At 65.1% G+C, this 13,622-nt stretch carries 12 protein-coding genes and 1 tRNA gene; 10 read left to right on the plus strand and 3 right to left on the minus strand.

Annotated features, from left to right (window positions below):
• Nucleotides 1–19: 19 nt before the first annotated feature.
• The 3 genes from rarD to ACTJKQ_RS11615 form a co-directional block, all read right to left on the minus strand.
• Nucleotides 20–898, minus strand: a complete 879-nt coding sequence (gene rarD / locus ACTJKQ_RS11605; RefSeq protein WP_121942072.1) for an EamA family transporter RarD — start codon at nt 896–898, stop codon at nt 20–22.
• A 153-nt stretch (nt 899–1,051) separates the two neighbouring features.
• Nucleotides 1,052–2,146, minus strand: a complete 1,095-nt coding sequence (gene ychF / locus ACTJKQ_RS11610; protein WP_056746891.1) for a redox-regulated ATPase YchF — start codon at nt 2,144–2,146, stop codon at nt 1,052–1,054.
• Nucleotides 2,147–2,231: 85 nt separating this feature from the next.
• Complete coding sequence (locus ACTJKQ_RS11615; protein WP_440596904.1) at nt 2,232–3,104, minus strand: MOSC domain-containing protein; 873 nt, start codon at nt 3,102–3,104, stop codon at nt 2,232–2,234.
• 83 nt (nt 3,105–3,187) lie between these two features.
• Here ACTJKQ_RS11615 and ACTJKQ_RS11620 point away from each other — a divergent pair, with 83 nt between their 5' ends.
• The 10 genes from ACTJKQ_RS11620 (at nt 3,188) to ACTJKQ_RS11665 (ending at nt 13,590) form a co-directional block, all read left to right on the plus strand.
• Nucleotides 3,188–4,339, plus strand: coding sequence for an FAD-dependent monooxygenase (locus ACTJKQ_RS11620; protein ID WP_440596905.1), 1,152 nt, complete (start codon nt 3,188–3,190; stop codon nt 4,337–4,339).
• Between the two features lie 28 nt (nt 4,340–4,367).
• Nucleotides 4,368–5,096: a DsbC family protein gene (locus tag ACTJKQ_RS11625; RefSeq protein WP_192420437.1), complete on the plus strand. Its 729-nt coding sequence runs from the start codon at nt 4,368–4,370 to the stop codon at nt 5,094–5,096.
• A 56-nt stretch (nt 5,097–5,152) separates the two neighbouring features.
• Nucleotides 5,153–6,964 carry a M61 family metallopeptidase gene (locus ACTJKQ_RS11630; protein WP_440596906.1) on the plus strand — a complete coding sequence of 604 codons (1,812 nt, stop codon included), beginning with the start codon at nt 5,153–5,155 and terminating at the stop codon, nt 6,962–6,964.
• 73 nt (nt 6,965–7,037) lie between these two features.
• Nucleotides 7,038–7,817, plus strand: coding sequence for an enoyl-CoA hydratase (locus tag ACTJKQ_RS11635; RefSeq protein ID WP_056066293.1), 780 nt, complete (start codon nt 7,038–7,040; stop codon nt 7,815–7,817).
• A gap of 25 nt (nt 7,818–7,842) precedes the next feature.
• Nucleotides 7,843–7,919: transfer RNA gene (locus ACTJKQ_RS11640), tRNA-Met, on the plus strand.
• A 168-nt stretch (nt 7,920–8,087) separates the two neighbouring features.
• Nucleotides 8,088–8,543 carry a hypothetical protein gene (locus ACTJKQ_RS11645; RefSeq protein WP_440596907.1) on the plus strand — a complete coding sequence of 152 codons (456 nt, stop codon included), beginning with the start codon at nt 8,088–8,090 and terminating at the stop codon, nt 8,541–8,543.
• Nucleotides 8,544–8,644: 101 nt separating this feature from the next.
• Nucleotides 8,645–9,991, plus strand: a complete 1,347-nt coding sequence (gene miaB, locus ACTJKQ_RS11650; protein ID WP_056746897.1) for a tRNA (N6-isopentenyl adenosine(37)-C2)-methylthiotransferase MiaB — start codon at nt 8,645–8,647, stop codon at nt 9,989–9,991.
• 47 nt (nt 9,992–10,038) lie between these two features.
• Nucleotides 10,039–11,502, plus strand: coding sequence for a sensor histidine kinase (locus ACTJKQ_RS11655; protein WP_440596908.1), 1,464 nt, complete (start codon nt 10,039–10,041; stop codon nt 11,500–11,502).
• The gene (locus tag ACTJKQ_RS11660; protein WP_309822104.1) at nt 11,492–12,163 is read left to right on the plus strand and encodes a hypothetical protein; all 672 of its coding nucleotides are present in this window, start codon (nt 11,492–11,494) and stop codon (nt 12,161–12,163) included. Before ACTJKQ_RS11655 ends, ACTJKQ_RS11660 begins: the two co-directional genes overlap by 11 nt.
• Before the next feature lie 14 nt (nt 12,164–12,177).
• Nucleotides 12,178–13,590, plus strand: a complete 1,413-nt coding sequence (locus ACTJKQ_RS11665; RefSeq protein WP_440596909.1) for a sigma 54-interacting transcriptional regulator — start codon at nt 12,178–12,180, stop codon at nt 13,588–13,590.
• Nucleotides 13,591–13,622 lie beyond the last annotated feature (32 nt).

Raw genomic sequence — 13,622 nt, forward strand, 5'->3', positions numbered from 1 at the left:
AGGGACCGCCCCCGGCGATTCAGGCCACCGCCATCCGCTGACGCGTCCACCAGCCCTCCACGCTGTACACCAGCAGCGCGGCCCAGATCAAAACAAAACCCACCAGCCGCGCGGGCTGAAAGGCCTCGTGGTACACCCACACCCCCAGCGCAAACTGGAGGCTGGGCGAGATGTATTGCAGGATGCCCAGCGTGGACATGGGAATGCGCCGCGCGCCAGCGGCAAACAGCAGCAAAGGTACGGCCGTCATGGGCCCGGCCAATAGCAACCAACCCACAGTAGACGCATCGCCCTGCACCAGAGCGCCCTGTCCTTGCCAGCTCCACCAGGCCAGCACCACTGCCGCCACCGGCGCCAGCATCAGGGTCTCCAAGGTAAGCCCCTCCAGCGCGCCCAGCACTGCTACTTTGCGCAGCAGGCCATAGAAGCCAAAGGTCAGTGCCAGCACCAGCGCGATCCAGGGCAGGCGCCCTGCCTGCACGGCCAGCCACAGCACACCGGCCGCAGCCACCGCCACGGCCAGCCACTGCCCGGGCCGGGGGCGCTCGCGCAGGAACACGAAGCCCAGCGCCACATTCACCAGTGGCAAGATGAAATACCCCAGGCTGGCATCGACCACATGGTGGTTCTGCACCGCCCACACGTAGGTCAGCCAGTTGCCCGACAACAGCACGGCCGACAATGCAAATGCGCCGAGCACCCGCGGCTGGCGCACCACAGACGCCATCCACGCCCATTGCCTGCGCACGGCCAGCAGCCCCAGCACCACGGCCAGCGACCACAGCGTGCGGTGCATCACCACCTCCAGCGAGGGCACATCGGCCACCTGCTTGAAGTACAGCGGGAACAGCCCCCAGGCGACATAGGCCAGGGCAGCGTAGAGGATTCCTGTATTCATGCGTGAGAAACCATCAAAGAGTGAACGAAGGCATGGCCTTGCCCGGGTTGCTCTGGAGCGGGAAGCCGCCAGAAAAAATCCCTGCCCGCCCGGGGGCAGACAGGGATGACGGGCAACACAGCGCACGCAGGCCCCGAGGAGCCTGCAGCAGGGTCAGACGTTGAACAGGAAGTTCAGCACGTCGCCATCCTTGACCACGTACTCCTTGCCTTCGGCACGCATCTTGCCGGCATCCTTGGCGCCCTGCTCGCCCTTGTAGGCAATGAAGTCCTCGAAGGCGATCGTCTGCGCACGGATGAAGCCGCGCTCGAAGTCGCCGTGGATCACACCAGCAGCCTGGGGCGCGGTGTCGCCAATGTGGATGGTCCAGGCGCGCACCTCCTTCACGCCAGCGGTGAAGTAGGTCTGCAGGCCCAGCAGCTTGAAGGCGCCACGGATCAGGCGCGCCAGGCCTGGTTCTGTCTGCCCCATTTCGGCCAGGAACATGTCGCGGTCTTCGTCACTCATCTCGGCCATCTCGGCCTCCATCTTGGCGCAGATGGCAACCACGGGCGCATTCTGGCTGGCAGCATAGTCCTTGAGGCGGTCCAGGAACGGGTTGTTCTCGAAGCCGTCTTCACTCACGTTGCCCACGAACATCGCGGGCTTGGCCGTGATCAGGCACAGGGACTTGAGCAGCGGCTGCTCTTCCTTGGTGATTTCGACCGAGCGGGCAGGCTTGCCTTCGTTGAGTGCGGCCTGGATGCGGGTGAGCAGCGCCACCAGCTTGGCGGCATCCTTGTCGTTGCCCGACTTGGCAGCCTTGGTGTATCGGTTCAGGGCTTTCTCGACCGTGCCCAGGTCAGCCAGGCACAGCTCGGTCTGGATCACTTCGATGTCGGAGATCGGGTCCACGCGGCCCGCCACGTGGATCACGTTGTCGTCTTCAAAGCAGCGCACGACGTTCACGATGGCGTCGGTTTCACGGATGTGGGCCAGAAACTGGTTGCCCAGGCCTTCACCCTGGCTGGCGCCAGCCACCAGGCCGGCAATGTCCACAAACTCGACGATGGCGGGAACGATGCGCTCGGGCGAGATGATCTCGGCCAGTTGCTGGAGGCGGGGGTCCGGCACTTCCACCACGCCGACATTGGGCTCGATGGTGCAGAAGGGATAGTTCTCGGCGGCAATACCAGCCTTGGTCAGCGCGTTGAAAAGGGTGGACTTGCCGACGTTGGGCAGGCCCACGATGCCGCATTGGAGGCTCATGGCAGGGCTTTCTGGTGTTCTGGAGACAAACCGCCGATTTTACGGGCGCGCCCAGTGCCCAGTGCTGATGGCCCAAATCAGACGGTCATTCAAACCGCAAATCGGCAGCAATGCGTTGCCCCACACGCAGCCACTGCCCTGCGCCGCTGCGCACGATGGCGTTCATGCCGAACGTGATGGCGCCGTCCAACCGTTTGTCCTGGCGGTAGGTGCGCAAGGTGTCGCCCACCGACGGATGGCTCTCGGCCGTGGCCGGGTCGATGTCGGGGATGGGGCATCGCGCGCAGGGCTTCACCGGTTGCAGGTGGACGTCGGCGGTGCCATCGCCCTCCACATGGATCAGATCCACGCGGTCCTCGTCGTGGGCATCCACCCCCGCCAACACCACGTTGGGCCGGAACCGCTCCATGCCCACCGCGCCGTGGCCGCCGGCCGTGAGCCGTGCGTTGAGATCGTTCAGGGATGCCTCACTGGTCACCAGCAGCGGAAACCCGTCAGCAAACTGGTTGGGAGCCTCCACACCATCCGTCCAATCGAGGCTGGACAGCCGCCGATGTTCCGGGTCAAACCGCACCAGGCGGCAGGGCCGCCCCAGAAAGTCGCTGAACCACTGGGCCGCCACAGGCCCCATGTCCCAAGCATGGACCGTGTCGCGCCAGACAGTCACCGTGGCCGGGGCCTCCACTGCGCCGATCGCCACATGCAGCGCCAGCATGCCCGGAGCCCGCAACACCATTTCGTCACTCTTGAGCTGGGGCCGGATCAGCGCCATGCGGGGCAGGCTGCGCTGGGTGAGGAACATGCCCTGTGCGTCCACCACCATCCAGGCGCGGTCCAGATCCAGCCCGGTCTCGGTGAGCAGCGCCTGCTGCACCTCGATGCCCGCACAGGATTTGACGGGATACACAAACAGCCGCGCAATGGTGCCGGACAGATCAGACTCGGAAGGGAAACTCACGCCGGGTGCTCCTGAAGAAGGGTGCCAGAAAGGCCAGACCGCAATTCTGCCCTGTCATTACAGGGGGTAAGACCCCTCCTACAATGCCTGTCATGGCCCCAACCTTTGATATCTGTATTCGTGGCACCGGCATCGTGGGCCGAACCCTGGCCTTGTTGCTGGCACGGGAACGACTGAGGGTGGCCCTGGTACCAGACCCGGCTCCACGCAGCGCGGTGGCCACCGATGTACGGGCCTATGCCCTGAATGCAGCGTCCCGTGGCCTGCTCGAATCGCTGCGCAGCTGGCCCGACGCCGAACACGCCACCGCCGTCAAGCACATGCAGGTGCAGGGCGATCAGGATGGCTGCGTGCATTTCGATGCCGCCCCCCAGGGGGTAGAAGCCCTCGCCTGGATCGTGGATGTGCCGGCCCTGGAAGAGCGACTGGCACAGGCTGTGCGGTTTCAGCCATTGGTAGAGGTGGTGGATATCCCGGTGGCTGCGCCCCTGACCGTCGTGTGCGAAGGACGCGCCAGCACCACCCGGTCCGAGTTTGGCGTGCACTTTGACGTGACGCCCTATGCCCAGTACGCCATTGCCACGCGGGTGCGCTGCGAACATCCGCATGCACAGGTCGCACGCCAGTGGTTTTTGCCACAAGGCATTCTGGCTTTTTTGCCGCTGGAGGGAGCCCAGGGGAACTCTGTGGCCGTGGTGTGGTCCGTCCCTGAGGAGCGGGTGTCCGCGCTGATGGCATTGCCTGCCGACACCTTTGCGCACGAGTTGCAGACTGCGAGCCAGCTGGCGCTCGGCAACATTGAGCTCATTGCCGAGCGTGCCACTTGGCCGCTGCAGCTGGCCAAGGCGGACCGCTGGTGCGGTGCTGCATCGACCAATGCGACCAATGGCCCAGCTGCGCGCAGCTGGGTACTGGCAGGCGACGCGGCCCACAACGTGCATCCGCTGGCAGGGCAAGGGCTGAACCTGGGCTTGGCCGATGTGGCAGCCTTGGCCGATGTGCTGCGCACCCGCGACTACTGGCGCAGCGTCGCCGACCTGCGGCTGCTGCGGCGCTACGAACGCCAGCGAAAAGCGGCTCTGATAGCGATGGGCCTGGCCACCGATGGGTTGCAGCAACTGTTTGCACGTCCGGAGGCGCCCTGGCAGGCGCTGCGCAACTGGGGCATGAAGGGCTTTGAACACAGCGGCCTGCTGAAGGATTTTGTGGCCCGCCAAGCCATGGGAATGCGCTGAACGCGCGAGTTTGATAGACAGGAATACGATGAAACTGACCACTGCTTTGCTGACCGTTGCGGCAGCCACCCTGAGCCTGAGCGCCACGGCGCAAGAGGACGCCATCCGCAAGGCATTGGCCCAGCGTATTCCTCAGATGGACAAGATCGACGAAGTGCGCCCCACTCCCATGAAGGGTCTGTACGAAGTGCGCATCGGTACCGACCTGTTCTACACAGACGCCAAGGGCGACTATGTGATCCAGGGCGAGCTCATCGACTCCAAGGCGCGCCGCAATCTGACCGAAGACCGCATCAGCAAACTCACAGCTGTCAACTTCTCGGCCCTGCCCCTGAAAGATGCCGTAACCATTGTGCGCGGCGACGGCAAGCGCAAGGTGGCCGTGTTCGAGGACCCCAACTGCGGCTACTGCAAGCGCTTTGAGCGCGACTTGCAGCAGATCAACAACGTGACGGTGTACCTGTTCCTGTACCCCATCCTGAGCCCGGATTCGGCCGAAAAGTCGCGCAACATCTGGTGTTCAAAGGACCAGGCCACGGCGTGGCAAGACCAGATGGTGCGGGACAAGCCCGCACCGGCGGCTAGCTGTGACACCAGCGCGCTGCAGCGCAACCTGGCCTTTGGCAAGAAGTACAAGATCACCGGCACCCCCACCTTGATTTTTGCCAACGGCACGCGTGTGCCAGGTGCGATCGGCGCCCAGGAGGTCGAAAAGCGTCTGGCCGAAGCCGCCAGCGAAACGCCCTCCGCCAATTGATAGCCGCTGAAAGCCACTGACCGACGACCCCGCGCGGCCCTTGTGTCGCACACGCCATGCCCCTCTCACGCCAAGCCTCTGCTGCAGACATTCACTACCGCGTCGAACCCACAGACCTGCACGCACATCTGTTCACCGTGACGCTGACGGTGCAGCGGCCGGCGGCATCGCAAGAGCTGTCTCTGCCGGTCTGGATTCCAGGCAGCTACCTGGTGCGGGAGTTCTCCAAGAATCTGCAGGTTCTGACGGCTCGGCAAGGCCAACGCGCTTTGCAACCGGCCCAGCTGGACAAGCACCGCTGGCAAGTGCAATGCACGGAGCGCAAGCCCCTGGTGCTGACCTATCAGGTGTGCGCCTACGACAGCTCCGTGCGCACCGCCTGGCTGGACACCTCGCGCGGCTTTTTCAACGGTACCAGTCTGTGCCTGCGCGTGCATGACCAGGAGAAACAGCCCCACACACTGGAACTGGCACGCACGGCGGCCACGGCGAGCTGGGCTGCTGCCACCGGTCTACGGCCCCTGGATGCCGACAAGCAAGGGTTTGGCCTGTACGCGGCGGCCGACTACGATGAACTGGTCGATTGCCCGGTGGAATTGGGTAACTTCTGGGTGGGGCGCTTCAAGGCCTGCGGCATTGCCCACCAGTTTGTGGTGGCAGGTGCGGCTCCGTCGTTCGATGGCAAGCGCCTGCTGGCCGACACGCAGAAAATTTGTGAAACCGCCATCCGTTTCTGGCACCGCGAAGGCAAGGCGCCTTTCAAAAGCTACGTCTTCATGCTCAACGCCGTGGGAGATGGTTATGGGGGACTGGAACACCGCAACTCCACGGCGCTGATCTGCGGGCGGCGTGATCTGCCCCGCCAGGGCGATGTGCGAGCCAGTGAGGGCTACACCACGCTGCTGGGCCTCATCAGCCACGAATACTTTCACACCTGGAACGTCAAGCGCCTGCGGCCTGCCGAGTTCACCCGCTACGACTATGCGCAAGAGAACTACACCGAGTTGCTGTGGTTCTTCGAGGGCTTCACGAGCTACTACGACGACCTGCTGCTGCGCCGCGCCGGGCTGCTGGACGACGCAACCTACCTCAAGCTCATCACCAAAACCATCAACCAGGTGCTGCAAACACCCGGCCGGTCGGTACAAACGGTGGCCCAGGCCAGTTTTGACGCGTGGGTGAAGTACTACCGGCAGGACGAGAACACACCCAACACCACCGTCAGCTACTACACCAAGGGCTCTCTGGTGGCCCTGTGTCTGGACCTGGCCCTGCGGCGCGAGGGCAAAGCCACGCTGGACGATGTGATGCGCGCACTGTGGGTGCGCTGCGCGGGCGGCCCGATGACCGAAGCGGATCTGCGCGCCGTGCTACACGACCTGGCCGGCCGCCCATTCGACAAGGAACTGGCGCACTGGGTGCACAGCACCGCCGATCTACCCCTGGAGGAGCTGCTGGCCGCCCACGGCGTGGCGCTCAAGGCCGACCGGCCGCAGCTGGCCCAGCGCCTGGGCCTGCGTGTGGCCGAGAACCACAGTGTGCAGATCAAGACCGTGCTGCGTGGCGGAGCCGCAGAGAACGCAGGAATGTCTGCAGGCGACGAGTGGCTGGGCGTGGAAGTGCAGGGCCAGGGCTGGCGCATCAGCAAGCTCGACGACGTCACGTTCTACGCGGGCACCCACACCACCCTGCAGGCACTGGTGGCCCGCGACGGGCGACTCCTGCGCCTGTCCTTTGAGATGCCACCGCTCCAGGCAACTGGAGCCCCTGCCAAGGGCCGGCGCAACGCGACCGCCACAGCCATGGCGCCAGACACCATCAGCCTGACGGTGACAGACGCCACTGCAGTGGGACGCTGGCTGGCCTGACGGCAGCAAAGCCCTACTGCCTTGGGTATATTGCTGCAGCTTTCATAACCAACCATAACCCCCAGGAGATTTCATGGCTTACGAAACCATCGAGGTGCGCATTGAAGCGGACAAGGTCGGCATCATCACCCTCAACCGGCCCAAACAGCTTAACGCGCTGAACGACCAACTCATGAATGAACTGGGCGCTGCCCTCAAGGCGTTCGACGCTGACGAGAAAATCGGCTGCATGATCGTCACCGGCAGCGAAAAGGCTTTTGCGGCGGGCGCGGACATTGGCGCCATGGCCAAATACAGCTTCGCTGACACCTACAAGGGCGACTACATCACCCGCAACTGGGAGACCATCCGCTCCATTCGCAAGCCCGTCATCGCCGCCGTCAGCGGCTTTGCATTGGGCGGCGGCTGCGAACTGGCCATGATGTGCGACTTCATCATCGCCGCGGACAATGCCAAGTTCGGTCAGCCCGAGATCAAGCTGGGCGTGATCCCTGGTGCCGGTGGCACGCAGCGCCTGCCCCGCGCCGTGGGCAAGTCCAAGGCCATGGACATGGCGTTGACAGGCCGCATGATGGACGCGACCGAAGCCGAGCGCGCCGGACTGGTCAGCCGCGTGGTGGCTTACGACAAGCTCATGGACGAAGCGCTGGGCGCCGCCATCATGATTGCCGGCTTCTCGCAGATCGCTGTCATGGCAGCCAAGGAATCGGTCAACCGCGCCTTCGAGGGCACGCTCGCCGATGGCGTGATGTTTGAGCGTCGCCTGTTCCACGCGCTGTTTGCGACGCAGGACCAAAAGGAAGGCATGGACGCGTTCATGAACAAACGCGCTGCCAACTTCACACACCAATAATTTTTGTTCTATAATTCTGGTTTCCGGTCGTATAGCTCAGTTGGTTAGAGCGCAGCATTCATAATGCTGATGTCGGTGGTTCAAGTCCACCTACGACCACCAAATACAAAAACCCACAGTGCGGCAAGCCACTGTGGGTTTTTTCTTTCAGGCGGGCCTCAGAACCTGTTCCTGTGTCCATCGAAGCACAGAGCCGCTTGACTTGTCAGAGGGATATGCCACGCTGGCAACCCCTTCTAAAATTGTGCCTTCAGCCCCTGGATGTAAACCATGAACCGCTGCACCACACCCTCTTCCAGCCGCTACCCCGCCCAGCGGGGGCCCCGCTTTTTCCATGCCGCATGGATGGCCGTGGTGACCTGTGCGGCCCTCTGCGCCGTGGCACCGGCCTCGGCTCAAGTCCAGCCAGGCCTGGGCCTCTCACGCCCCTTCCCCGAAGCCGCACTGCGGGGCACGCTGAGCATCAACACCGCATCCGAAGCCACACTCAATGGCAAGACCATCCGCATGGCCCCCGGCATGCGGCTGTTCAGCCCCCAGAACACCTTGGTCATGGCACACACGGTGCTGGGCCAGACCTTCAAGGTCAACTACGTACTGGAGAACAGCACCGGCATGCTGCATTCCGCATGGATCCTGACCGAAAGCGAGGCCGCACAGCCCCGCAAGGGCAGCGACGCCATCATCACCAACATCACGACCGGCTCGGGCGCCGCTCTGAAGTAACTCCTTTCCGGTGCGGCCGCACAGCCACCGCGCCGTTGTGACATTCACAGTCTCCGTACCTTGCCGGGCGCGGTGTTTGCTTGCTCTTTTGCGAAATTGCCATGGCCAAAAAAGTCTTTATCAAAACCTTCGGCTGCCAGATGAACGAGTACGACTCGGACAAGATGGCCGACGTGCTGAACGCCGCCCAAGGCTACGAGCCCACGCAGAACGTGGACGAAGCCGACCTCATCCTCTTCAACACCTGCTCGGTGCGTGAGAAGGCGCAAGAAAAGGTTTTCAGCGACCTGGGCCGCATCAAGCACCTGAAGGCGCGCGGCGTGAAGATCGGCGTGGGCGGGTGCGTGGCCAGCCAGGAGGGCGCCGAGATCATCAAGCGCGCGCCCTACGTGGACGTGGTGTTCGGCCCCCAGACCCTGCACCGCCTGCCCGAGATGCTCAACCAGCGTGAGCGGCTGGACAAGCCCCAGGTGGACATCAGCTTTCCCGAAATCGAGAAGTTCGACCACCTGCCGCCCGCGCGGGTGGAAGGCGCGTCGGCCTTTGTGTCGATCATGGAAGGCTGCAGCAAATACTGCAGCTACTGCGTGGTGCCCTACACCCGTGGCGAAGAGGTGAGCCGCCCATTCGACGACGTGCTGGTCGAAGTGGCGGGTCTGGCCGACCAGGGCGTGAAGGAAATCACCCTGCTGGGCCAGAACGTGAATGCCTACCTGGGCAAGATGGGTGGCACGGCAGAGATTGCTGACTTTGCCCTGCTGCTCGAATACGTGTCGGACATCCCTGGCATTGAGCGCATCCGCTACACCACCAGCCACCCCAACGAATTCACGCCCCGGCTGATCGAGGCCTATGCCAAGCTGCCCAAGCTGGCCAGCCACCTGCACCTGCCAGTGCAGCACGGCAGCGACCGCATCCTGATGGCCATGAAGCGCGGCTACACCGCCATGGAATACAAAAGCACGGTGCGCAAGCTACGCGCCATCCGCCCCGACCTGGCCATGAGCAGCGACTTCATCGTAGGCTTCCCCGGCGAAACGGAAGACGACTTCAACAAGATGATGAAGCTCATCGACGATATTCACTTTGACAACAGCTTCAGCTTCATCTTCAGCCCCCGCCCCGGCACGCCCGCAGCAGGCCTGCACGACGACACGCCGCACGACGTGAAGCTGCGCCGCCTGCAGCACCTGCAGGGCGTTATCAACGCCAACATCAAATCCATCAGCGAAAGCCGCGTGGGCACGGTACAGCGCATTCTGGTGGAGGGTGCCTCCAAGCGCGATGCGGGCGAGCTGATGGGCCGCACCGAATGCAATCGGGTGGTCAACTTTGCCGGGCAGCCCCGCCTGGTGGGGCAGATGGTGGATGTGACCATCACCGAAGCCAAGGCCTACACCCTGCGGGGCGAGGTGCTGACGCACGAAACCGCCGCACTGGCTGGCTGACGCGCGGGTACCGACGCCCCGCACGCCCCGCGCCCTTTTTGGCCGCAATGCCCACCCCCAGCACACCGCCCACGGCACCGCCACCCGCCGAAGGCCTGTTGCATGGCCTCTCCTTCCAGCAACTGTTGCTGCTGGCGTTCGTGCTGATTGCCGGCTTGCTGGGAGTCAGCTCGCTGCGGGCTTTGCACACGCTGGAGCAGCTCATGGTGCTCAGCCGCCATGGCGTGGCCGAGGCCACTGCGCTGACCACAGCCGCGCAAGGCCTAAACCAGCGCGGCCAGGCCCTGGAGCGTGCGGCGCGGCAGTCCCTGGTGCTGCGGGATGCGCCCCTGCGCCGCAGCTTTGACGACATGGCCGTCGAGGCCCTCACCGTGCTCGACCATTTGCAGGCCGCAGGCTTGCCCGCTGCGCAGACCCAGGCGTGGCGCACCCACCTCGATGCCGTCAAAGCCCTGCTAGACGCGCCGCCGGACCGCGCCCTGGACAACGAACGCCTGGTTGCCGAAGAGTTTGTGGCCCTGGAGACCTTGCACGGGACCATGGTGCAGACGGTGCAGGACATCAACACCCAGCGCAACAACGCGCTGCAGGACGAGGTGGAGCAAAGCCGCCGCAGCGTGACTCACCAGGTGGTGGGCGCGATTGTGCTGGCGCTGGTGCTGGCGTTGTCGCTGGGCATCTGGCTGGCGCGGCCGTTCAAGCGGCTGGAGGGTGCGATCCGTCAGCTGGGCGAAAACCAGCTGGACGAGCCGGTGCAGATCTCCGGCCCGGACGACGTGCGCCGGCTGGGGCAGCAACTGGAGTGGCTGCGGCTGCGGCTGCTGGAGCTGGATGCCGACAAGGCGCGGTTCCTGCGCCATGTCTCCCACGAACTCAAGACCCCTCTGGCCGCGCTGCGCGAGGGCGTGGCGCTGCTGCAGGACGGCGTGACGGGCGAACTCACCGCTGGCCAGCGCGAGGTCGCTCAGATCCTGCACCACAACACGCTGCAGCTGCAGGGCGAGATCGAGGCCCTGCTGCGCTTCAACGCCGCCGCCTTCGAGGCACGGCAACTGCAGCGGCGCGACACCGATCTGCTGGCCCTGCTGGAGGCCCAGGTCGAGACACAGCGGCTGCAGTGGCAAGCCAAGGGCCTGACCGTGCGGGTAGAGGGGCAGTCCGTGCGCATGCTGGTCGACGCCGACAAGATCACCTCCGCCGTCAGTAATCTGCTGTCCAACGCCATCCGCTTTTCACCTCCCCAGGGCACGGTGCGGCTGGTGCTCTCGCAACCCCCCGGCCAGGTGCGCCTGGATGTCTTTGACCAGGGGCCCGGCGTGGACCGGGTGGACCGCGACCGCGTGTTTGAACCCTTTTACCGGGGTGTTCGCCAACCGGACGATGCCGTGCGCGGCACCGGCATCGGGTTGTCCATCGTGCAGGAATATGTGCAGGCCCATGGCGGCAGCGTGCGCCTGGTGGACGAAGGCGCACACTCCTTCTTTCGCATCGAACTTCCCCATGCCGCATAGCACTCCCCTCCTGTCCTCCCACGCGCTGCGATGGCCGCTGCTTGCCCTGGGCACCGTGCTGGCAGGCTGCGCCGCCACCGCGCCCCCACCTGCCCCCTCCAAGCCACCTCCGGTGGCCATGATCATTGCCGTGCCTGTAGCTCCGGCGATCGAAGTCGGCGCCACCGAAGCACGCGGTACGGAGACCGATAACAACGCCCCCGTTGCCCTGCTCCTGGCCCAGACAGACCGTGTGCTCAAGCTGCCCCCGGCCGAACTCGCCAGGGAAATTGCCCGACTGAGCGAAGCGGAGGACGCCACGGCCGACACGCCGTTGCTATTGGCCACGGCCCTGGCACAAACGCGCCAGGCCGTGGACACCGCCCGTGCGCTGGGCCTGGTGCAGCGCGTGCTGGGCAACACCGGCGCCGCAGCGCAACCCTTGCACCCGCTGGCCCGGCTGCTGGAGGCACGGCTGCTGCAACAACGCCGGCTGGAGGATCAGCTCGACCGCCAGGCCCAGCAGCTGCGCGACAGCCAACGCCGCAATGACCAGCTCAGCGAACGCCTGGAGGCCGTGCGCGCCATCGAGCGCAGCCTGAGCACGCGCCCAGCACCGCCACCCTCCGCCCCCGCCGCGCCTGCAGCGAGTAATGGCGCGGCGCCACGGCCCGCCCCCTGACCGACCTACCCGCCATGCCCTCTTCCGCCCCCACCCGCGCCGCCCCACCCGCCCGCATCCTGGTGGTGGACGACGACGCCGACATGCTGCGGCTGCTGTCGCTGCGCCTGAAAGCCGCCGGGCACGACGTGGTGGCCGTGGGTTCGGCCGAAGCGGCACTGGCGCAGCTGGACATTGCCCGCCCGCAGCTCGTGCTGAGCGATGTGCGCCTGCCGGGGCGCGACGGCCTGGCCCTGTTTGACGAAGTGCGCGCCCGCCACCCCTCACTGCCCGTGATCCTGCTGACCGCACACGGCACCATTCCCGATGCGGTGGAGGCCACGTCGCGCGGGGTGTTCACCTACCTCACCAAGCCCTACGACGGCAAGGAGCTGCTGGAGAAGATTGCGCAGGCGCTGGCGCTCAGCGCCCCTGCTGTTGCGCAGCCGCATGCTGACGAGGACTGGCGGGCCGAGATCGTGAGCCGGTCGCACCGCATGACAGACCTGTTGTCCGAGGCGTACATGGTCGCTCAGTCCGACGCCGGCGTGCTGCTGCGAGGCGACAGCGGCTCGGGCAAAGAACTGCTGGCGCGTGCCATCCACCGCGCGAGCCCGCGTGCGGCCCGCCCGTTTGTGGCCGTCAACTGTGGCGCCATCCCCGAGGCGCTGCTGGAGTCCGAGCTGTTCGGCCACGTCAAGGGCGCCTTCACCGATGCGGTGAGCAACCACAAGGGGCTGTTCCAGGCGGCGGATGGCGGCACCCTGCTGCTGGACGAGATTGGCGACATGCCCCCGGCCCTGCAGGTCAAGCTGCTGCGGGTGCTGCAGGAGCGCGCCGTGCGCCCCGTGGGTGCCAGCCAGGCCACGCCCATCGACGTACGCATCATCTCGGCCACGCACCGGGACCTGGAGGCCGCCATGGCGAGCGCGCAGTTCCGCGAGGACCTGTATTACCGGCTGAACGTGGTGTCGCTGGTGCTGCCCACCCTGGCCGAGCGGCGCGAGGACATTGCGCTGCTGGCCAACCACTTTCTGGACCGGCTGTCCCGCAAATACGACAAGCGCCTGTCCGGCTTTGCGCCTGAGGCGCTCAAGGCACTGACCACCGCCGCCTGGCCGGGCAACGTGCGCCAGCTCTACAACGTGGTTGAGCAGGTGTGTGCCCTGTCCACCACCCCCCTGGTCCCGCTGACACTGGTGCAGCGCGCGCTGCGCACCCCGTCCACCCAGGTGCTGAGCTTTGCCGAGGCCCGCCAGCGTTTCGAACGCGAGTACCTGGTGGGCCTGCTCAAGATGACCGACGGCAATGTGGCCGATGCTGCGCGGCTGGCGCAACGCAACCGCACCGAGTTCTACCGCCTGCTGCAAAAGCACGCGCTGACGCCTGGACAGTTCAAGCAGGATGCAGGCGATGCGGACGATGTCGTGGATGAGCGACACGAGTAAGTCATTGATTTACAGGGTGTTTTGATCAAAGC

It is taken from the genome of Acidovorax sp. 22279 (assembly GCF_052045435.1).
GTDB lineage: Bacteria > Pseudomonadota > Gammaproteobacteria > Burkholderiales > Burkholderiaceae_C > Acidovorax > Acidovorax delafieldii.